We start from the raw sequence: 19057 nt of genomic DNA on the forward strand, positions 1-19057 counted from the left end.
AAGCTCCTCGGCTCCTTGCTTCAGTGTCAGTATGTCTCGCTCATCACCTCAAGCCGCGCCAGATGGGGTCAGCTTGGCGCTTACGTCTCTTCGGCCGACGGCAACGATCCTGGCTCATGACGCAAAAAGGGCGGCCGAAGCCACCCTTTCGCCAAGTGGATCATCTAATCAAAGGAAGATGATCACCTTCCATGGTGATGATGATGGTGGTGCCACCACCACCAGTGATGCCAATGGTGATGATGATGATGCGTGCCGTGGGCCGACGACGACAGGCGGTGCCGGCTAGGGCGCCAGTGGCGATGAAGACGGTCGCGCGTCGCGGCCAAGTCCCCACTCGGCGAGGCTTTGGCCTACATCGCCAAATACCGGGATGGCCTGAAGCTCTTCCTGATCGCCGGCCACGTCGAAATCGATAATAACAGCGTCGAGCGAACCATCGGACCGATAGCCCTCAATCGCAAGAACGCACTCTTCGCAGGGCACGACGCTGGGGCCGAGAACTGGGCGACCATCGCCTCGCTCATTGAAACTTGCAAACTCAATACTTTTGATCCGCTGTCCTATCTGACGAGCACACTCACCGCCATCGTCAGCGGCCATAAACAATGCCGGATCGATGAGCTGCTTCCTTGGAAATATCCCGCCTTACAAAGGAATTCCTACCCATGACAGTCGGCCCGAACCAGTCATTGCACAAATGCCTTGCCTCGGATCGGGTTTACTGGCCCATTTGATTTGACGGCCCAAAGTTGCCTCCTCTCCGGTGCTCGCGAAGCGGGTTATGAGGTCGGACGTCGATCCTGCGATCACCGTGGTAAGCCTTGCCGAGATCAGACACGATTTCAACCTCGCAAAGAGCATTCGTCGGACCCACCATGGAAAATCTGATGTAGGCATCCGCAAACCAGCTATGCGGCATCTCATTCGCATCCATAAGCCGCAACACCGCTCCTTGATAGTAGGTAGCCGAGGCGCTGAATTTGGAGCACTCAGACAACGTTGATCCCCTCTGCAGCCGTAGCCGCAACTCCCGTTGACCGGATTCCGTCAGAAAGGTTGCGTATTGCCCCAAGGCCCAGTAGCCATCCAGGTCGTTGTATCTACTGACAAAGCTTTCAAGAATATCGTGGCAAATTCCCTTAAATTGCTTTCTTCTCGGCATTGAAAATCCAACACAGGCGCTGCGCGACAATCTTATGGCTTGAAGGGAAGCATATCGAAATGTTTCGCAGTATCAACGGCCTCAAATCGTCGCCACTGACTGGTAGTGACGCAGGTTGCCATAAGGTTCAGCGGCCAATGGCATCTGACACCGAGCGGCCGAATTATCCGAGCAATGTGTGAGGAGCACATCGCTTACAGTAAAACTGCGCTTGGACATGATGATCTCCTCGATCTTTGAATGAGGCGATCATTCGCCTCTGGAGATCGGTCGCGGCGCGGCAGCGAAAGGTTCGGAGGTTCTGAGAATTCTTAGTGAGCGGTTCTTAGTGATTTCGTCTTGATTGGTGAGTAGTGAGAATTCGCGGTTTCACTACTCACTCTCTCGCTCACCCCATGCCGGTGATATGGCGAAGCCAGAAGGCGAGCGCGATGAAGCCGATGATGGTGGTGACGCCGGTCCAGTCGATATTGGCGTGCTTCAGGTCCTTGATGAGCTTCACCAGGAGAACCCAAGCCACGACGACGAGCGGGAGAATGATGACAAACCTGATCATGCGACTGCCTCGCTGATGCGATTGCACCTTCGATCAATATAGGAAGCGAATTGGCCGTTTTCAGGACGCCTTGGCGGCAGAACCGGCGCGTTCGCGGCAGCCGAAAACGGAGTTTTGTCTTTACTGGCGCGGCAAATATGGTAACCGGAGCGCCGTGCCCTTGTAGCTCAGCTGGTAGAGCAGCGGTTTTGTAAACCGAAGGTCGGCGGTTCGATTCCGTCCGGGGGCACCAGTACGGGCTTCTTGAGACCTCCGGGCGCTTGATATCTGCTCATCCCCGATATCCACAGGCCGGGGCCGTCAGGATCGGTAGCACATCAGCTTCAACGCATATATTCCCTAGCGGAAACCATAGTTCCCTAGCGGAAAACCTAGGAGTTTTCGTTGGAGCAGAAACGCACGACCGCCCCCTTCATCAACGGGATGTTTGGCGGCCTTATCGTCTTAGCCTTCGCGTTCGGTTTTCGTTTGCTGACAAGTCCCGACCCCGATCCAACATCAAGAGCAACGACAAGCCTTTCCGTACTGGCCTTCGCCATTTGTTTCGGCGCAGCCTTCCTGCGCGAGCACCGACGCCAGATTGCCGCCGCCAGAGAATATCTAAGCCGCCCAAGAACGTTTTAGGGCCACGCGTTCCGTCCCCGTCGGGGAACCACAAACGTCGCGTGAACTTGCCGGCTTAATCTGACGCCAGATTGCGCTTTGGCATCTCATACCAAGAGACGCCGAGCCCATTAGTGCCTAGCCCTTACAGCCATCATTTCGGCCCCTCTCCGGCTCCGGGCCATTTAACAGCATTCGATTAAATTGCCCCTGTGTATATTAGCACTCGCTCAATTAAGCGCGCCGACAATGTCGGTGCGGCGGGCCAAAAACCAAAGGGTGTTGTCATGCGAAGTGATTTCGCCGCGGCGCGCGAGCTTTTGGAGTGCGCACAAAACCGCCTCTGCGGCGCGGATGAAACGAGCCGACGCGTCAACGAGGCCCTCGACGCGCTGATTGAAGAAATAGCCATCGCGGAATTCCGCAAGGCGCCACTGACGGTCGTGCCGTTTCCGCGAGCGCGGCCGCCTAAGCATGTTCGGTAGAGCGCTGATCGCCCGCGTTGACGAAGAGCCGGAAACTGGTGTTTCCGCAATCGCCCGTTGGAGCGTCGTTGAACGACCAAGCCGTTGACGATAGAGTTGCCGGGCAGTGGTGCTCTGAAACTCCGGAACCGATCCATGTCACGCTGTGGAGATGTCTACGAGAACAAGGTGACCGGCGAATATGCGGTCATCCTGCGTGGCACCGAAGACCGCGGCCAGGGACCTGGCATCGCTCATCTGACCGCCCGGCCGGGAGCCGCAGTGGTGGGCGAGCACTTCCACCCGAACCTGACGGAACGGTTTACCGTCCTCCGTGGCCGTCTCGACGCTTGCATCGCCGGGAAGACTTTGTCCCTGGAGCCTGGCCAATCCGCCACGGTCGAAGCAGGCGTCGCACATGATTGGTGGAACAGCAGCAAAACCGAAGAAGCGCATGTCCTGGTCGAAGTCGACCGGGCGCCAGGTGCGGACAATGTCGACCCGAACCGTTTCGAGCTGCTGATCGGCATGCTCTTCGGCCTGGCCAATGCCGGCAAGGTGGACAGAAAAGGTAGACCTTCGCCGCTTCAGGCAGCAGTCATCGCCAGGGAATTTGCCGACGTGATCGTCTTCACGCACCCGCCACCTGCGATTCAGCGAGTGGCGCTGGCGATCCTGGCGCCACTCGGCCATCTGCTCGGCTATCGCGCGATCGACCCGGACTACTGCAAGCCGCACGGGCATGTCATGCCGGCTCCTGAAATCCTCGCTCGAGCAGGCCTAGTAGCCGGATGATCCGGGTCCATATTGGGCGCCCGGCATTTTTGTCGGCAGGATGCTGCCATGTCGCGAACTCTGATCGTCGTTGGTCTCAGCATAGTCGCCATAGGCCTGCTGTGGCCTTGGTTGGCCCGGACCGGCCTTGGCAGGCTGCCCGGCGATATCGTGATCGAGCGTGAGAACTTCAGGCTTTATGTCCCTATCACGACGGGGATACTGGTCAGCATCGTGCTCTCGGCCATTCTATGGCTGATCAACCGGTAGGCGATGCTCCGGCTGCGGCGATTTGTGTTGCAGGCCCAACTCGCCCTTGATCTTCTTACACTCCGATCGCCGCCACCAATATCCTGTTCTGCCTGCGTATCGCCGTGCGCAGTTCGGCAATCCTCGCCTCCTCGCGCTTCACGAATTCGATGAACATCATGTTCATGTTGTTGAAGATGAGTTCGCCGAGTGCCGGCCCGTCGATGTCGCGACGCACCAGGCCGAGCGCCTGCAGGCGGACGATCAGCGCGCGGATCTGCTCGGTCAGCGCGCGGTCCAGCCCGGTATAGGCCTGGCCGAACGGGCTGTCGGGCAGCTGCGTCGAGATCGCCATCGCCTGCCGCCACATCTCCTTGCTGAGATAATGCAGCGAGTGCTCGATATAGATGCCGAGCAGCGTATCGAGAGCGTCGCCGACATTGGCCGGCGGGTTGGCGACGACGCCGCGCCCGGCATTCAGCACCTCGTTGACCTCCATCGAGACGATGGCGCCGAGGATGTCGCCCTTGTTCTGGTAGTAATTGTAGATGGTGCCGACCGAGACTTCGGCCTGCGCCGCGATGGTCTCGATCTTGGCGCCTTCATAACCGGCATCGCGGAAAAGCGCCGCCGCCGCCTCGATGATGCGGCGGTGCCGATCCGCCTTCTGCCTTGCCCGCAATCCGCTCATAACGGCTGTTTGCCACAAAAACAGAATTGACTCAATTTTAGAATTGGTTCAATTTTTCCTACAAGCCAAAAAGGCAAGGGAGAACACTCGATGTCCGTCAATCCAAAGACCCCCAATCCAACCGTCAGGAATCCTCTTTCCGTTCTGAAGAGCCATCTCCAAGGCGCCTGTGCCGCGGCAGCACTGCTGCTGGCGGCGGGCAGCCTCGCTCAGGCGCAGGATCTCAACGCGCTGATCTGGTGCGATCACGCCGATCCGGCGCTGCTGCAGCCGTTCGAGGAAGCGAACGGCGTCAAGGTCAATGTCAAGGAGTTTGAAGGCACGGGCGCCGGCCTGGCCATCGTCGAACAATCGCAGCCCGGCGATTGGGACGTGATGGTGATCGACAGCATCGACGTACCGCGCGGCGTCGAAAAAGGCCTGTTCGAGCCGCTACCGGAAGACAAGCTGCCGCTGGCTGACCTGTTTCCGCAGGTGAAGATGGATAGCTCCACTGTCGTCGACGGCAAGCGTTACGGCATCACCGAAAAGTTCGGCTACAACACGATCGGCTACAACAAGACCAAGGTCGACCCGGCCGACATGCAGTCGCTTGCCGCGCTGACCGGCGACAAATACAAGGGCAAGATCGCCATCTACGATTATTACCTGCCGGTCATCGGCATGGCCGCACTGGCGATCGGCAAGAAGACCGCCGAGCTGACCGAAGCCGACCTTCCCGCCATCAAGGAAGAGCTGCTCAAAATGAAGGCCAACGCCAAGCTGGTCGGCGAAGTGACCGCCAGCCAGACGGCGCTGGCGACCGGCGAGGTCGACATTCTGGTCGGCGGCGGCGAATGGGTGACGGCGGGGCTGGCCAAGGAAAACCCGGCGCTGGACTTCTCTATTCCGAAAGAAGGCGCCGTGCTGTGGTCGCAGTCGCTGGCAATGTTCAAGGATTCCAAGAACAAGGAGCTGGCGCTTAAATTCATCCAGTACATTATGAGCCCCGAAGGCCAGGCGCGGCTCGCCACCTCGTCCTGCTATTGGGGCATGCCGGCCAACAGCAAGGCGGCGTTGAGCGACGAGCAGAAGAAGATCCTGCGCTTTGACGAGCAGCCGGAATTCCTCGCCCGCGCCCAGTCCTATCCGGCGCCGAATGCCGACCTCGACAAGAAGATGCAGGACGTCTGGACCGAAATGCTGCAGGCGCAATGACCGGCTGCCGGTCGTGAACGCCGTCAACAGTGGGCGTGCCCTGCCCTGGGCGCTGGTCACGCCGGCGCTCGGCTGGACGCTGCTGTTTTTTGTGCTGCCCTTCGTCGCCATGGCGGTATCCAGCCTGACGGCACATGAAGGCGGCGGCTTCACGCTGTCCAACTACAGCCAGTTCTTTGCCAATCCGTCCTACTGGCAGGCGATGGTGAACTCGCTGCAGGTCACAGCGATCGTCACCGTGATCTCGGTGCTGCTCGCCTATCCTTTTGCCTGGATCCTGGCCGAACAGGTGCCGGAGCGCTGGCAGCGGCTGGCGCTGATGCTGGCGGTGCTGCCGTTCTGGACCTCCTATGTCGTGCGCTCCTATTCGTGGCTGCTGGTGCTGGCGCAAAACGGCGTCGTCAACCGCGCACTGACAGGCTCTGGCCTGTTCGGCGAACCGCTGCAGCTCGCCAATACGCGGCTGGCCACCATCACCGGCTTCGTGCATTTCTTCGTCATGCTGTTGACGCTGACGATCTTCGCCAATCTGAAGCAGCTCAGCCCCAGCTACCGCAAGGCCGCCGCCGACCTCGGCGCCGGGCCGCTGCGCACTTTCCTGCATGTCGTTCTGCCGCTGACGCTCCCCGGCATCATGGTCGGCGCCTTCCTCACCTTCGTGCTATGCATCGGCGACTACATCACGCCGCAGATCCTCGGCGGCAACAACGAGCTTTTGATGCCGCAGCTCGTCATGATGCAGATCGGCCGGCGCGGCGACTTTCCGCTCGCTTCGGCGTTGTCGATCATCCTGATGGCGGTGGTCACCATTGCCTATCTCGCCTGCTCCCGCTGGCTGAAGATCGAGCGGGCCTGACCATGCGCGCGCTCATCCGCCTCGTCTCCGGCCTTTACGCCATCGCAATCTACGGCTTCATCTTTCTACCGGTCATCGTTCTTGTGCTGTTTTCGCTGCAGGCAACGTCGTTTCCGATCCCGCCCTTCACCGGACCGTCGCTGCGCTGGTACGAGGCCGTGCTCGCCGACACGCGGCTGACTTCGGCTCTGGTCAATTCGCTGCTGGTGGCGGTCGTCTCCTCGGCTGCCGCCGTCACGTTGGGCTTTCTCTCCGCCTGGGGTTTTGCGCGCTTCGCTTTGCCGGGCTCGGGCCTGATGCGCGGGCTGATCACCTTGCCCTTGACCGTCAGCTATCTCATCATCGGCATGGGGCTGCTGGTGCTGTTCAACTGGGCCGGCGTGCCGAAGTCGCTCACTGCCGCCGGCATCGGCCACGTCGTGATCAACCTGCCGCTCTGCTTTGCCATCGTCTACAGCCAGATGGGCGACCACCAGATCAACATCGAGCGCGCCGCGCGCGACCTCGGCGCGCCCGAATGGAAGGTGCTGCTGCTGATCACCGTGCCTGTCATGGCACCGGCGATCTTCGCCGGTTTCTTCCTGTCGATGACCTTCTCCTGGGACGAATTCGTCATCTCGTTCCTGTTGACGCGCTTCGATACGACGCTCCCGGTCGAGATCTGGAACCTGCTGCGCTCCGGCCTCAATCCCAAGACCAACGCCGTCGGCTCGCTGGTCTTCGCCGTCTCCATCGTGCTGGTGGTATTGTTCGAGCTGATGCTGTTGCGGAGGAAGCCGGCTTGAGTGCGCCACTGGTCGATATAAGCTCCGTCTCGCATCGCTTCGGCCAGCATACCGTGCTGAAGAACGTCTCGCTGACGATCGAGCCTGGCAGCTACACGATCCTGCTCGGGCCGTCCGGGTCCGGCAAGACGACGCTTCTGTCCATCCTCGGCGGCTTCGTCACGCCGAGCGAAGGCAAGGTGCTGATCCGCGGCGAGGACTGCACTGCCGTGCCACCGGCGAAGCGGCCGACGACGACCGTGTTCCAGGACTACGCGCTGTTTCCGCATATGAGCGTCGGCAGCAATGTCGGCTTCGGCCTGCGCATGCGGGGTGTCGATGCCGCAACCCGGGCAGCAAGGGCGCGCGAGGCGCTGGCGCTGGTCGGGCTGGCCACCGCCTTCGACAAGAAGCCGCACCAGCTTTCCGGCGGTCAGCGGCAGCGCGTGGCACTGGCGCGCGCCCTGGTGGTCGAGCCGGCGGTGCTGTTGCTCGACGAGCCGCTCGGCGCGCTCGACCTGAAATTGCGCCGGCAGATGCAGGACGAATTGAAGGCGATCCAGAAACGCGTCGGCACCGCCTTCATCCACGTCACCCACGACCAGGAAGAGGCGATGGCGCTGGCCGATCATTGCGTGGTGATGAATGACGGGCGCATCGAGGACGAAGGACCGCCCGAGCGCGTCTACGTACGGCCAGCGACGCGCTTTTCCGCGACTTTCATGGGCGAAAGCACGCTGATATCGGGAACGGTGACCGAGGCGAAGAGCGGCAAAAACACCGTCACCACGAAGCTTGGGTCGCTCTCGCTGCCTGGCACATTGCCAGCCGGCTCGACCGTTGCGCTGGCCATCCGCCCGGAGCATCTTGTTCTCGGCGCTGCAGGCGGTGCTGTGGCGCTTGGCATGGTCAAGGTCAGCGACGTCGTCTTCCAGGGCAGCTTCAAGCGTGTGCTGGGGACCTCCACGACCGACCCGGCGCTGCACTTCATCGCCAAGGTCGCGGCCGCATCGGCCGTCCAGCCGGGCGACGTTGTCGCGGTATCGTGCGATGCTGGCGACATCATCCTGCTTGCGGACCAAACATGAGCACGCTTCCAATCATCGACGCTCCTGACTGGTACGAAACTATCCGCATGGGCGATGGCGTGACGCTGATCCACGAGCCGTGGATCAAGCCGTTCTTCCGCTGCAACATCTGGCATGTGCGCGGCCGCGACCGCGATCTTCTGTTCGATACCGGCCTCGGCCATTTCAGCCTGCGCCGCCACGTGCCGCTGGTCACGGAGCGCAAGCTCACCTGCGTGGCCAGTCACACCCATTTCGATCATATCGGCTGCCATCACGAATTTCCCGACCGCTGCGTGCACCCGGCCGAGGCCGAAATCCTCGCCGATCCACGCAACGAATGGACGGTTGCCGACCGCTATGCCACCGACGAGATGTTCGACGGCATGCCGCAAGGCTGGGACACGAAGCGCTACCGGATCCTGCCCGCACCAGCCGGCCGGTTGCTCGAGCAAGGCGACATCGTCGATCTCGGCGACCGTGCCTTCGAGGTCATCCACACGCCCGGCCATTCACCCGGCGGCATTGCGCTCTACGAAAACAGGACGGGCATCCTGTTTTCCGGCGACATCATCTATGACGGCCCGCTGATCGACGACGTCTATCACTCCGATATCGACGATTATGTCGAAACGCTGCTGCGCATGCGCGATCTCGATGTCTCGGTCGTGCACGGCGGCCATTTCCCGAGTTTCGGCAAAGTTCGCTATCGCCAGCTTGTCGACGAGTATCTCGCGCAAAAGCGCCAGGCCGGCTGCCATCTGTTGCAAGCCCGATAAGCACTGGCGCTGTGGCGTCAAAGCGCCCTTTGCGGACAGGGTGTCCCCGCCGCGTCGCCGCAGCGTGAGGCCGTGGGCTCGGGTCTAAAGCTCTTTTCCTCCGACTGGCGCACCAGTTCCGCAAAAGCCAGGGCAAAACTTGCCAGCATCAGGAAGACAATAATCAAGCGTGCCAGCGGCAATAGATCGGCCTCGACTGGTTAGCCCCCACGCCGCCCGTCCGCTGCCGGCTAACATGATCGATCCGGCTTTACGAGAGTTTAAGGCGGGCCTTAACCATCACATCATTTTGTCCTCCGACATGATGCGCGAGTGCGGCTTGTTTGGTCGCCATCTCCAGGCACCTCCCTCCCTTTGCAGAAATGCCCACCCATGCTAACCCGGCGCTGGCGCGGCCCAGCAACCGGTCGCCGCCAATCGGTCGCCAGACGGTCGTCGCCAATCGGTTGTCGTTGAGAGCCATGAGCAAAACCGCCAGCCGTTTCGCCTTCGTCTCATCCGGTACAGCCGACGCCAATGCAGCGCTGGAAAGCCTTTCTGCGCGTTACGGCCAGGCATCCGTCGAAGAAGCCGGGATCGTCGTGGCGCTCGGCGGCGACGGCTTTCTGCTGCAGACCCTGCGTGAGACGATGAGCACGGGAAAGAAGGTCTACGGCATGAACCGTGGCACCATCGGTTTTCTGATGAACGAATACCGCGCCAGCGGCTTGACCGGGCGCATCGCGGCGGCCGTTGCCGAAACGATCCGTCCGCTGGAGATGCAGGCGGTGACGGCCGAAGGCGAGACGATTTCGGCGCTCGCGATCAACGAGGTTGCGCTTTGGCGCCAGTCGTACCAGACGGCCAAGATCCGCATCACCGTGGATGGGCAAGAGCGGCTGGAGGAATTGCACTGCGACGGCGTGATGATTGCGACGCCGGCCGGCTCGACCGCATATAATCTGTCGGCGCACGGGCCGATCCTGCCGCTCGACGCTCCGCTGTTGGCGCTGACCCCGGTCAGCCCGTTTCGTCCGCGCCGCTGGCGCGGCGCGCTGCTCTCCAACAAGGCGATCGTGCGTTTCGACATTCTGGAGCCGGAAAAGCGGCCGGTGAACGCCGCCGCCGACCACACCGAGGTCAAGGCGGTGACGACGGTCACGGTGAGGGAATCGCCGACGGCAACGGCGACGCTGCTGTTCGATCCCAACCATTCGTGGAACGAGCGCATTCTCGCCGAACAGTTCAGGTATTGAACAGACCGTGCAAATAAAAACCCGGCACGAGGCCGGGTTCCTATTTGACAACACAAGTGTTGCGGCGGCCGATCGTTGCGATCAGAACTTGTAATTCAAGCCGATGACTCCGGTGTGTATGCGGACCTTTGCTTCGACATTCAGGCCGGTGTCGACTGCATAATCGCTCTTGCCCAGATCGAAATATTTGTATTCGCCCTTGAGCGACCAGTGATCTGTAAAGGCATATTCCAGGCCCGCGCCCAGGGTCCAGCCTGCTCTGGTTTTCGAGGTGCCGTTGGTCCCGATCGGACCGCTTGTGCTAATCTCAACCCTGCCGAAGCCGAGACCGCCGGTACCGTAGATCAGCAGCCTATCCATCGCATAGCCAATTCGGCCACGCAGCGATCCGAGCATCTTTACATCGGAGTCGCAAGAGAAGGTGGGGTTCGGACAATCCGTGCCGCCATCGATATGGGCGGCCGAGATGTCCGCCTCGACGCCATAGACTATATTTCCGCTCTGGAAATTGTAACCGGCCTGGACGCCGCCCAGGGCGCCGCTGCCATCATGATCAGCCGTCCCGCCAACAGTATATTCCCAGTCTACTTTGCTGCTGCCACCGCCGACATGTGCGCCTAGATAGAGGCCCGTCCAGTTATACGTTGATGCGACCGGCAATTCCACGACATCGGCCGCGATCGCCGGAGTCAAGGCCGCTGCCAGAAACGCTGCGGAGAGAAAAGCTTTCTTCATAATGTGGCCCCCTTAGCCAAGAAAAATAGATGAATCATTTGTGGCTAGTTTCTGAGTTATTTCAAATCTCAAATGGCACTTTGGCGTGTGGTCAGAATGAATGCACCCTGGCGTTGCTGATCTGCAACACCTGCGCTGATGCGAGAATGTCGCCTTGCTGAACAGCGGGCCATCGACGAGCGGTAACCATCGCGATTAAGCTTACGGCTTCACAATCGCGCCAATGCCGCCCGTTTGTGTTGACAAATCGTGGGCTTGCGCCTACCTGCAATACCGATCTTGCAGGCGCGCGGCGCTTGCCGCGACTGCATATGTTGCGCCCCCGAACCAGCCAAAGACAGCCAAACTTGTCCTCAGACACCCAGATCGCTCAAGAAGCGTTGACCTTCGCAGACCTCGGCCTGTCGCCGAAGGTCCTTTCCGCAGTTACCGATGCCGGCTACACCGAGCCGACGCCGATCCAGGCTGGTGCTATCCCGCACGCCTTGCTCGGCAAGGACGTGCTGGGCATAGCCCAGACCGGCACCGGCAAGACAGCGTCCTTCGTCCTGCCGATGCTCACCCGGCTGGAAAAGGGCCGCGCCCGCGCCCGCATGCCGCGCACGCTGATCCTCGAGCCGACGCGCGAGCTCGCCGCGCAGGTCGAGGAAAACTTCGTCAAATACGGCAAGAACCACAAGCTCAATATCGCACTGCTGATCGGCGGCGTGTCCTTCGACGAGCAGGACAAGAAGCTCGAGCGCGGCGCCGATGTGCTGATCGCGACCCCCGGCCGCCTGCTCGACCATCGCGAGCGCGGCAAGCTCCTGCTCAACGGCGTCGAGATCCTCGTCATCGACGAGGCCGACCGCATGCTTGACATGGGCTTCATCCCCGACATCGAGCGTATCTGTGAGATGATCCCGTTCACCAGGCAGACGCTGTTCTTCTCGGCGACGATGCCGCCGGAAATCACCAAGCTCACCGAGAAATTCCTGCACGCACCGGTGCGCGTCGAAGTGTCGAAGGCAGCATCGGCCGCCACCAACATCATCCAGCGGCTGGTGAAATCCGGCCCGAAACCATGGGACAAGCGCGAGACGCTGCGCAATCTGATGAACGCCGAGGATGCCGAGCTGAAGAACGCCATCATCTTCTGCAACCGCAAGATCGAGGTATCGGAGCTGTTCCGCTCGCTGCTGAAATATGACTTCGACGCCGGCGCCCTGCACGGCGACATGGACCAGCGCGCGCGCATGCAGATGCTGGCCAATTTCCGTGACGGCAAGCTGCGCTACCTCGTTGCTTCGGATGTCGCGGCGCGTGGCCTCGACATTCCCGATGTCAGCCATGTCTTCAATTACGACGTGCCGATCCACGCGGAGGATTACGTCCACCGCATCGGCCGTACCGGCCGCGCCGGGCGCTCGGGCAAATCCTTCACCATCGCGACCAAGTCGGACACCAAATACATCGACGCCATCGAGCGGCTGATCGGCACGAAGATCGAGTGGCATGACGGCGATTTGTCGACGGTCGTTGCCAGCGAAGGCGGCGAGGATGAGGCCCCGCGCCGTGGCCGCGGTGCGCCACGCCGTGCCGGCCGCAAGGACGACGCCAAGGACAGGGGCGAGCGCAAACCGCGTGAACGCCACGCCAAGCGCAGCGAAGAAGCAGCGCCGGAAGCAGTTAGCGCGGAACAGCCGGTCGTGGCCGAAGCCACCGTCGCCGACATCGACGAGCGGCGTACCCGCAAAGAGGCGATCCGCTCGGAAAACAGCGAGCGCCAGGCTTCACCTGAACGCAAGGCTTCGCCCGATCGCAACGAACGGCGCGCGCCGGAACGGGGCGACACCAGGCCGCAGCGCGAGCGCCCTGCCCGCCAGCGCCAGGAAGACAATGACGCGACCGTCGGCTTCGGCGACGACATGCCGGCCTTCATGCGGATCGTGGCCAAGGTCTGACACGGCTCGCGCGCGGCCCCGCCGACGCGCGAAGCACCAGTCCTCTTTTGAGAAGTACTGCTCTCGGTAATCTTGTTGCGTCGCTGCGAGGCGGTCGATTTTGGCGCTGCCGGCGACCCGTATGCCGCTGGGCTCGCTATATAGCTAAAGATCCCTGAGCTCCAGGCGGGATGCCAGCAGGTCCAGAAAAGCGCGAACTTTGGCTGAGGACGACCTGCCTTCCGGCCACACGGCGTGTATCGGCACCGGCACCGGCTCGAATTCGGTTAGAACCAGTTCCAGGCGGCCATCGTCCACCAGGTGCTTTACCTGCCAAAGCGGCGAGTAGCCCAGACCCAATCCGTGAACCGCGGCCGCATAGATCGATATCATCAAATTCGACCGGAAGGTGCCCGCGACCTTCACCGGCCGGGGCTTGCCTTCAATCTGAAACATCCATTCGCCTGGGCGGCCGTCGACGGTTCGTACGATGCATTGATGCTCACGCAATTCGAGCGGATGGGCCGGTCGGCCGTGTTGCTGGAAGTAGGCAGGTGCGCCGAACACCACGCGCCGCAGCGCGCCCAGGCGCTTCGCACGTAAATTGGAATCCGGCAAATTGCCGATTCTTACCGCCAGATCGAGACCCTCGGCATCGAGATCGACAAATTCATCGGAAAGCTTGAGGTCAACCTCGACCCGGGGATATGTCCGCATATAGTCGGCGATAACCGGCACGAGGAAGTCCGGGCCGAACAGAACCGGGGCACTGACACGCAGGATGCCCGATGGCTCCGACCGTCGATTGGCCGCCTGAAGCCTGGCTTCGTTAATTTCCTCGACGGCGGGTTTGATGCGCTGGAAAAAGGCCGCTCCGGCTTCGCTCGGCGTCGAGCGGCGTGTCGTCCTGTGCAGAAGCTCGACCCCGATTGATTCCTCCAATGTCGCCAGGGACCGGCTGACCGACTGCAGTGAGCGGTTCAGCCGGCGTGCGGCAGCCGTCAGACTGCCATGCTCGACAATGGCAATGAAGGCTTCGAAATCATCTATCCGGCTCATCGCTCATCGCTCCTTTCTACCGAAAATCGGGAGAAACTATCGCAACATCGATCAATTGTAACGAAGTTCGCTAGATTTTATCTTCCCTGCACAGGCCGAAAGGCAGACTCGAAGGAAGGAGATCGTCATGCGAACACCCAGTCCAACGGTCCTGGTCGTAGGCGCCGCAGGCCGCGTTGCCGGTTTGGTGGTGCCTGAACTCGTCCGCCGCAATGCCAGGGTTCGAGCGCTTGTTCGTGACGCCGCGAGTGCCGAAAAAGCCCGGAAAGGCGGCGCATCCGAGATCGCGATCGGAGATCTGCGCAACCATCGGAGCCTTGAGCAGGCCGTGGAAGGTGTCGACGGTGTCTTTCACATCGGACCGGCCTTTGCTCCCGACGAAGCCGCCATGGGGGTTGCCATGGTTGAGGCGGCGGCGCGAGCAGGCGTTCGAAAGTTCGTCTTTTCGTCGGTGATCCAGCCGACCAATACGAGGCTGGAAAACCATGCAAGCAAGGTACCCGTTGAAGCTGCCCTCTATTCGACGAACATGGAGTACACCATTCTGCACCCGGCCAATTTCATGCAAAATATCGCGCCGGCCTGGCCGTCCGTCGTCGAGCACGGCGTTTTCGCCGAGCCGTTTCCAAGGACGGCGAAGCTCGCCCGCGTCGACTATCGCGATGTGGCTGAAGTGGCGGCAATCGCACTGACCGAAGCGCGTTTGTCCTATGCGACCCTCGAGCTGTGCGCCGACGGTATGCACAGCCGCGAAGAGGTCGTCGCCATGATGAGCGAAGCGCTTGGCCGGCCGGTTTCGGCGGGCGAGCCGACATTTCAGGACTGGGCGGCGAAGGCCCGCCTTCCCTATACCGACCGGCAGTTGCAGATGCTGGCCAAAGTACACAGCCACTACGCCAAATACGGCCTCGGCGGGAACAGCCTGACGTTGCGTGCCGTGCTTGGCCGCGAGCCGCGTTCGCTGCGAAGCTTCATTCAGGAATTGGCGCTGCAGACGGCATATGCCGCCTGATCGTCCTCACAATAACGCCTACGCAAATTTTTTTGATTAGGAAGATTTCGATGCAAGCATCACCGGACCGAGCCTTCAAATTGAGAAAGCTGCCGCCCTCCTACGGCGCGGTGGTGATGCCGTTGGTTCTTTCGATTCTGATGTCCTCGATTGTCTCGGCGGTTTCGACGGCAATCGGCGCAGGCTGGACGAACGGGTTTATAGCGGCCTGGAGCTATGCATGGGGCGCTTCATGGCTTGTCGCGTTTCCCAGTCTGCTGATTGTGCTTCCGATCGTGCGCCGGATCGTTGCCGCGATTGTCGATCAGCCGGCCCGGTCCTGACATCACGAACGAAGGGTGCCGGCGGACGGAGGGCCGACATAGCCATTAGAGCGGCCCCTTGCGGGGCCGCGGCCGGTTCGTGCGCTTGCCTCAGGTAAGCGGCGACAGCTGGATCTCGACGCGGCGGTTCTGAGCCCGGCCGGCAGCGGTCGCGTTGGAGGCGATCGGACGTGTCTTGCCGAAGCCGGTGACGGCGAAGCGGCGGGAATCGACGCCTTGTCCGGACAGATAGTTGGCGACCGCCAAAGCACGGCGCTGCGACAGGTCGAAATTGTGCTCGTCGCTGCCGGTCGAGTCGGTGTGGCCGAACACGTCGACGGTGGTCTGGCGGAACTTTTTCAGCACAAGGGCCACCGAATTCAGCACCGGATAGAAACCGGCCTTCACCGCGTCCTGGTCGACGTTGAAGGTGATGTCGGACGGCATATTGAGGATGATCTGATCGCCGGTGCGGGTGACGCTGACGCCTGTGCCCTGAAGCTGTCGGCGCAGTTCGGCCTCGTTCTGGTCCATGGTGGCACCGATGGCACCGCCGGCAAGCGCGCCGATGCCCGCGCCGATCAGCGCGTTGCGGCGGTCGTTACCGCCGGCAAGCATGCCGAGCCCGGCACCCGCCAAAGCACCGAGACCGGCGCCGGCAGCGGTGTTGGAAACCTTCTGTTCCCCGGTGTAGGGATCGGTGGTGCATGCGCTCACGAGCACAGCCGTCGCCACGACGGCGAGCACAATCTTTTTCATATGGTGGTCCCTCTCCATTCCACGGCCGCGCAACGGCGCACCGCATCAGCCCTTCCAGCGACTTGTAACATGAAATGCGGCGAAAAGCGGACCAGCAAAAGCCGCTGCCGCGGCTTTCCCCGGCTCAATTCCACACGCCTGCAGCGGCTCGCGCGACCACCGCAATTCCACCGGCTACCAGAGATTCTTGCCGTCGATGACCACCACTTCGACCTTGTCGAGATCGAAATCGTCGAACAGCCGCGAGTTCACGCTGATCTTCGGATTGTCGAAATTCGGCTCGCCTGTCGACCAGTCCGGCGTCTCGGTGAAGGTGCCACAGCCGCAGGTGGCGCAAAAACCGTGTTTTATGGTTTTCGATCCCCACTGGTAGAACGAAACATTCTCCGGCGGGCTGGTGAGCCTGAATTGCGATGGGGTGTAATAGGCCCACAACGAACCGCGTTTTGAACAGAAGGAACAGGTGCATCGCGTCACTGTCTGCGGCGCTTGCGAGACCTCGAACGTCGTCGCCTTGCAGTGGCAGCTTGCCTTGATGGTCATGGATTGGTCCCTCACAGTGCCGCCCGTAAGCAAAGGCAGCATAAAGAAACGCTCCTGACAACTGCCTGTCAGCGACCTGTGAGCCTGCGATGCACAGGTTAAAAGTGCTGGAGTGCCGATCGAAGCTCATCGATCCAAGCCGCCGCACACCCCCGGGTCAACCCGTCGGCAAGCTTTTGGGCGTCATGCGCTAATAGGACGATGGCGGCACGAACAGGCAGATGGTCTTTCCGTCATTGGCACCGGCAACGGAGCACCAATGATATTCGCCGTCGGGCGAATTCTTGATCCGCTTGTCGCTATAGGCCACGACTTCCCCGGTTCCTTTGATGACATAGCCCTCGGGACGTTCGCTGATCGATGTCTGAGAGACCTCGCGGCAATCATAGCCCGAGCAGCAGGAGAAGGGATAGCTCCAGCCTTGCGGCATGGCCGCGGTCGGCTTGGCATCATGCGCCAGAGCAGACGCCGCAAATGGAATGGCGGCAGCTATCAAAACCACTGCCGCGACAAGTGAATTCAGGAGTCGGCGCGCCGTGCGGGCGACTGGGGCCGGTCTGGTTGTGAGAGCAGGCATGAGCGCAGTTCCTATCAACGGTTGTCAAGCATTTCGCTTGCCCGTTCCCGGAACGTGTCTTCCCAGTGGCCGGATCGTCAGGTCGCAGATACGCCGCGTCCGGCCATAAATGCTTTTTTCCTCCCCAGCGCATGAATGCTGGGCTGATTCCTTGGTCGGCGCAAGCAATTGCTGTCGCAACCGAACGCTGACCTCTGCAGCCGGAACCAACCTGCCGTCCTGATTGACGAAACCTGGTCAACCCCGGCAGCGGGATCGCCAATAACGGGATTTGGCTCGCGCTGGTTCCAGGCTTGGGACCGGCGGCCCGCGGCATCCGCGTCAAAAAGCGAAAATCGATTTTGAAAAATCCGATGAAAAACAAAGTTGTAGAACGACAGGTAAGTGCAAATTGAGAGCTCGTCACTCTCACGCGATGGCCGTAACTCTCGCGTGATGACCCACATTCCTGCCGGATTGGTGCCCGGCGGCCTCAGTCGATATCGGCCACCGTTTCGCCGGCGCCACCTTCGATCCGCTGCGACAGCGAGGCTTCCATGAAATCGTCGAGGTCACCGTCGAGCACGCTCGACGGGCTGGTGCTCTCGACACCGGTGCGCAGATCTTTCACCAGCTGATAGGGCTGGAGCACGTAGGACCGTATCTGGTGGCCCCAGCCAATATCGCTCTTCGACGCTTCGGTGGCGTTTGCCACCGCTTCGCGCTTCTTCAGCTCTTCCTCGTAAAGCCGCGAGCGCAGCATTTCCCAGGCCTTGGCCTTGTTCTTGTGCTGGGAGCGCTCGGCCTGGCAGGCAACCGCGATACCGGTGGCGAGATGGGTTATGCGCACCGCCGAATCGGTGGTGTTGACGTGCTGGCCGCCCGATCCCGACGACCGATACGTGTCGATACGGACGTCGGATTCGGAAACGTCGATGTCGATCGTATCGTCGATGACGGGATAGACCCAGACGCTGGCGAAGGAGGTGTGGCGGCGCGCATTGCTGTCATAGGGCGAAATCCGCACGAGACGATGCACGCCCGATTCCGTCTTCAGCCAGCCATAGGCGTTGTGGCCCTTGATCAGCAGCGTGGCGGACTTGATGCCGGCTTCTTCGCCGTCATGCACTTCAAGCACCTCGACCTTGAAGCGCCGGCGCTCGGCCCAGCGTGTATACATGCGCAGAAGCATCGAGGCCCAGTCCTGGCTTTCGGTGCCGCCGGCGCCGGCATGGACTTCCAGATAGCTATCGTTGGCGTCAGCCTCGCCCGACAGCAGCGTTTCGATCTGGCGCGCCTTGGCCTCGCCGCGCATCGAGCGGATCGCCGCTTCGGCCTCCGCGATGACGCCCTCGTCGCCCTCTTCCTCGCCAAGTTCGATCAGGCCGATATTGTCTTCCAGGGCTTGGGTGAGGCCTTTGACCGCGGCAATGCCTTCCTCGAGGCCCTGACGCTCGCGCATCAGCTTTTGTGCTTCCAGCGGCTCGTTCCAGAGGCTCGAATCCTCGGCACGGACGTTCAGGTACTCAAGCCGCTTTATGGCTTGGTCCCAGTCAAAGATGCCTCCTCAGCAGGGTGATTGCCTGCCTGATCTCGTCGACAATGTTTTGCGTTTCCGCGCGCATGGCTGGCTGTTCTGTCCTGTTGCTGGATGGCGGTTTGGTGGCGCGATACATAGGGACGGCACGGTCTCCTGTAAAGCGCCGGCCCCTGTAATGTACCGGCCCCTGTAAAGCGGAATGGACCGGCTCGACCATCGTCGTCAAGCC

Annotated in this window: 22 protein-coding genes, 1 tRNA gene and 1 pseudogene; 15 read left to right on the top strand and 9 right to left on the bottom strand. The window is 61.1% G+C overall.

All coding sequences use genetic code 11. The features are described 5' to 3' along the window. Positions 1-309 precede the first annotated feature (309 nt). Positions 310-672 (top strand): annotated as a pseudogene (locus tag NKI41_RS20415) (IS66 family transposase); the annotation flags it as partial. 49 nt (positions 673-721) lie between these two features. Here NKI41_RS20415 and NKI41_RS20420 read toward each other — a convergent pair. Together NKI41_RS20420 and NKI41_RS20425 are read right to left on the bottom strand one after the other, a co-directional pair. Next, entirely contained in the window at positions 722-1165 is a 444-nt protein-coding gene (locus NKI41_RS20420; RefSeq protein ID WP_352684810.1) for a hypothetical protein, read from the bottom strand. Between the two features lie 388 nt (positions 1166-1553). Then, positions 1554-1721: a hypothetical protein gene (locus NKI41_RS20425; protein WP_352451069.1), complete on the bottom strand. Its 168-nt coding sequence runs from the start codon at positions 1719-1721 to the stop codon at positions 1554-1556. 156 nt (positions 1722-1877) lie between these two features. Here NKI41_RS20425 and NKI41_RS20430 point away from each other — a divergent pair. The 5 genes from NKI41_RS20430 (at position 1878) to NKI41_RS20450 (ending at position 3832) form a co-directional block, all read left to right on the top strand. Next, positions 1878-1953 (top strand) — tRNA-Thr (locus NKI41_RS20430). A gap of 152 nt (positions 1954-2105) precedes the next feature. Further along, positions 2106-2345 carry a hypothetical protein gene (locus NKI41_RS20435; protein ID WP_352684812.1) on the top strand — a complete coding sequence of 80 codons (240 nt, stop codon included), beginning with the start codon at positions 2106-2108 and terminating at the stop codon, positions 2343-2345. A 266-nt stretch (positions 2346-2611) separates the two neighbouring features. Further along, positions 2612-2809: a hypothetical protein gene (locus NKI41_RS20440; protein ID WP_084641813.1), complete on the top strand. Its 198-nt coding sequence runs from the start codon at positions 2612-2614 to the stop codon at positions 2807-2809. Positions 2810-2944: 135 nt separating this feature from the next. Then, complete coding sequence (locus NKI41_RS20445) at positions 2945-3583, top strand: cupin domain-containing protein (protein ID WP_352684815.1); 639 nt, start codon at positions 2945-2947, stop codon at positions 3581-3583. Between the two features lie 48 nt (positions 3584-3631). Then, positions 3632-3832, top strand: a complete 201-nt coding sequence (locus tag NKI41_RS20450) for a DUF2905 domain-containing protein (protein ID WP_023679908.1) — start codon at positions 3632-3634, stop codon at positions 3830-3832. 55 nt (positions 3833-3887) lie between these two features. Here the strand turns inward: NKI41_RS20450 and NKI41_RS20455 are convergent, their stop codons facing one another. Further along, the gene (locus tag NKI41_RS20455; RefSeq protein ID WP_352472778.1) at positions 3888-4502 is read right to left on the bottom strand and encodes a TetR/AcrR family transcriptional regulator; all 615 of its coding nucleotides are present in this window, start codon (positions 4500-4502) and stop codon (positions 3888-3890) included. 90 nt (positions 4503-4592) lie between these two features. Here NKI41_RS20455 and NKI41_RS20460 point away from each other — a divergent pair, with 90 nt between their 5' ends. From NKI41_RS20460 to NKI41_RS20485, 6 genes are all read left to right on the top strand, one after another. Further along, the gene (locus tag NKI41_RS20460) at positions 4593-5699 is read left to right on the top strand and encodes a polyamine ABC transporter substrate-binding protein (RefSeq protein WP_352684817.1); all 1107 of its coding nucleotides are present in this window, start codon (positions 4593-4595) and stop codon (positions 5697-5699) included. Between the two features lie 13 nt (positions 5700-5712). Continuing rightward, the gene (locus NKI41_RS20465) at positions 5713-6555 is read left to right on the top strand and encodes an ABC transporter permease (RefSeq protein WP_352684819.1); all 843 of its coding nucleotides are present in this window, start codon (positions 5713-5715) and stop codon (positions 6553-6555) included. 2 nt (positions 6556-6557) lie between these two features. Beyond that, a complete protein-coding gene (locus tag NKI41_RS20470; RefSeq protein ID WP_352501653.1) occupies positions 6558-7340 on the top strand; it encodes an ABC transporter permease in 783 nt (260 codons plus the stop codon). Then, positions 7337-8407, top strand: a complete 1071-nt coding sequence (locus NKI41_RS20475) for an ABC transporter ATP-binding protein (RefSeq protein WP_352684821.1) — start codon at positions 7337-7339, stop codon at positions 8405-8407. Before NKI41_RS20470 ends, NKI41_RS20475 begins: the two co-directional genes overlap by 4 nt. Continuing rightward, on the top strand, positions 8404-9165 hold the full coding sequence (locus NKI41_RS20480) for an MBL fold metallo-hydrolase (RefSeq protein WP_352684823.1): 762 nt from the start codon (positions 8404-8406) through the stop codon (positions 9163-9165). The genes NKI41_RS20475 and NKI41_RS20480 overlap by 4 nt, the downstream gene beginning before the upstream one ends. Positions 9166-9626: 461 nt before the next feature. Next, positions 9627-10400 carry an NAD kinase gene (locus tag NKI41_RS20485; protein WP_023679915.1) on the top strand — a complete coding sequence of 258 codons (774 nt, stop codon included), beginning with the start codon at positions 9627-9629 and terminating at the stop codon, positions 10398-10400. Between the two features lie 81 nt (positions 10401-10481). Here the strand turns inward: NKI41_RS20485 and NKI41_RS20490 are convergent, their stop codons facing one another. After that, a complete protein-coding gene (locus NKI41_RS20490) occupies positions 10482-11135 on the bottom strand; it encodes an outer membrane protein (RefSeq protein ID WP_352472772.1) in 654 nt (217 codons plus the stop codon). Positions 11136-11482: 347 nt separating this feature from the next. Here NKI41_RS20490 and NKI41_RS20495 point away from each other — a divergent pair, with 347 nt between their 5' ends. Continuing rightward, positions 11483-13078, top strand: coding sequence for a DEAD/DEAH box helicase (locus NKI41_RS20495; protein ID WP_352684826.1), 1596 nt, complete (start codon positions 11483-11485; stop codon positions 13076-13078). A 144-nt stretch (positions 13079-13222) separates the two neighbouring features. Here the strand turns inward: NKI41_RS20495 and NKI41_RS20500 are convergent, their stop codons facing one another. Beyond that, positions 13223-14116, bottom strand: a complete 894-nt coding sequence (locus tag NKI41_RS20500) for a LysR family transcriptional regulator (protein WP_352541367.1) — start codon at positions 14114-14116, stop codon at positions 13223-13225. A gap of 127 nt (positions 14117-14243) precedes the next feature. Between NKI41_RS20500 and NKI41_RS20505 the strand changes: the two genes are divergently transcribed. After that, a complete protein-coding gene (locus NKI41_RS20505) occupies positions 14244-15128 on the top strand; it encodes an NmrA/HSCARG family protein (RefSeq protein ID WP_352684829.1) in 885 nt (294 codons plus the stop codon). 50 nt (positions 15129-15178) lie between these two features. Beyond that, complete coding sequence (locus NKI41_RS20510; protein ID WP_023679921.1) at positions 15179-15451, top strand: DUF2798 domain-containing protein; 273 nt, start codon at positions 15179-15181, stop codon at positions 15449-15451. 90 nt (positions 15452-15541) lie between these two features. Here NKI41_RS20510 and NKI41_RS20515 read toward each other — a convergent pair whose 3' ends face one another. The 4 genes from NKI41_RS20515 to prfB all read right to left on the bottom strand — a co-directional run bounded on the left by NKI41_RS20515 (position 15542) and on the right by prfB (position 18913). Next, complete coding sequence (locus tag NKI41_RS20515; RefSeq protein WP_254817106.1) at positions 15542-16189, bottom strand: YiaD family glycine zipper/OmpA-like lipoprotein; 648 nt, start codon at positions 16187-16189, stop codon at positions 15542-15544. Positions 16190-16363: 174 nt separating this feature from the next. Then, entirely contained in the window at positions 16364-16732 is a 369-nt protein-coding gene (locus NKI41_RS20520; RefSeq protein ID WP_023679923.1) for a GFA family protein, read from the bottom strand. A 190-nt stretch (positions 16733-16922) separates the two neighbouring features. Next, the gene (locus tag NKI41_RS20525; protein ID WP_352684831.1) at positions 16923-17309 is read right to left on the bottom strand and encodes a hypothetical protein; all 387 of its coding nucleotides are present in this window, start codon (positions 17307-17309) and stop codon (positions 16923-16925) included. Between the two features lie 472 nt (positions 17310-17781). Further along, positions 17782-18913, bottom strand: a protein-coding gene (gene prfB / locus NKI41_RS20530) for a peptide chain release factor 2 (RefSeq protein ID WP_352451084.1) whose coding sequence is annotated in 2 segments (ribosomal slippage) — positions 17782-18846 and positions 18848-18913 — 1131 coding nt in all. Because the reading frame shifts where the segments join, the coding sequence is not laid out codon by codon here. Between the last annotated feature and the right edge of the window lie 144 nt (positions 18914-19057).

Source organism: Mesorhizobium sp. M0601, from assembly GCF_040320845.1.
Taxonomy (GTDB): Bacteria; Pseudomonadota; Alphaproteobacteria; order Rhizobiales; family Rhizobiaceae; genus Mesorhizobium.

Coding starts and splice junctions, on each gene's coding strand:
- NKI41_RS20490 (WP_352472772.1), bottom strand. CDS start 11,135: ATGAAGAAAGCTTTTCTCTCCGCAGCGTTTCTGGCAGCGGCCTTGACT.
- NKI41_RS20470 (WP_352501653.1), top strand. CDS start 6,558: ATGCGCGCGCTCATCCGCCTCGTCTCCGGCCTTTACGCCATCGCAATC.
- NKI41_RS20425 (WP_352451069.1), bottom strand. CDS start 1,721: ATGATCAGGTTTGTCATCATTCTCCCGCTCGTCGTCGTGGCTTGGGTT.
- NKI41_RS20525 (WP_352684831.1), bottom strand. CDS start 17,309: ATGCCTGCTCTCACAACCAGACCGGCCCCAGTCGCCCGCACGGCGCGC.
- NKI41_RS20460 (WP_352684817.1), top strand. CDS start 4,593: ATGTCCGTCAATCCAAAGACCCCCAATCCAACCGTCAGGAATCCTCTT.
- NKI41_RS20455 (WP_352472778.1), bottom strand. CDS start 4,502: ATGAGCGGATTGCGGGCAAGGCAGAAGGCGGATCGGCACCGCCGCATC.
- NKI41_RS20515 (WP_254817106.1), bottom strand. CDS start 16,189: ATGAAAAAGATTGTGCTCGCCGTCGTGGCGACGGCTGTGCTCGTGAGC.
- NKI41_RS20420 (WP_352684810.1), bottom strand. CDS start 1,165: ATGCCGAGAAGAAAGCAATTTAAGGGAATTTGCCACGATATTCTTGAA.
- NKI41_RS20510 (WP_023679921.1), top strand. CDS start 15,179: ATGCAAGCATCACCGGACCGAGCCTTCAAATTGAGAAAGCTGCCGCCC.
- NKI41_RS20440 (WP_084641813.1), top strand. CDS start 2,612: ATGCGAAGTGATTTCGCCGCGGCGCGCGAGCTTTTGGAGTGCGCACAA.
- NKI41_RS20480 (WP_352684823.1), top strand. CDS start 8,404: ATGAGCACGCTTCCAATCATCGACGCTCCTGACTGGTACGAAACTATC.
- NKI41_RS20505 (WP_352684829.1), top strand. CDS start 14,244: ATGCGAACACCCAGTCCAACGGTCCTGGTCGTAGGCGCCGCAGGCCGC.
- NKI41_RS20450 (WP_023679908.1), top strand. CDS start 3,632: ATGTCGCGAACTCTGATCGTCGTTGGTCTCAGCATAGTCGCCATAGGC.
- NKI41_RS20485 (WP_023679915.1), top strand. CDS start 9,627: ATGAGCAAAACCGCCAGCCGTTTCGCCTTCGTCTCATCCGGTACAGCC.
- NKI41_RS20445 (WP_352684815.1), top strand. CDS start 2,945: ATGTCACGCTGTGGAGATGTCTACGAGAACAAGGTGACCGGCGAATAT.
- NKI41_RS20520 (WP_023679923.1), bottom strand. CDS start 16,732: ATGACCATCAAGGCAAGCTGCCACTGCAAGGCGACGACGTTCGAGGTC.
- NKI41_RS20500 (WP_352541367.1), bottom strand. CDS start 14,116: ATGAGCCGGATAGATGATTTCGAAGCCTTCATTGCCATTGTCGAGCAT.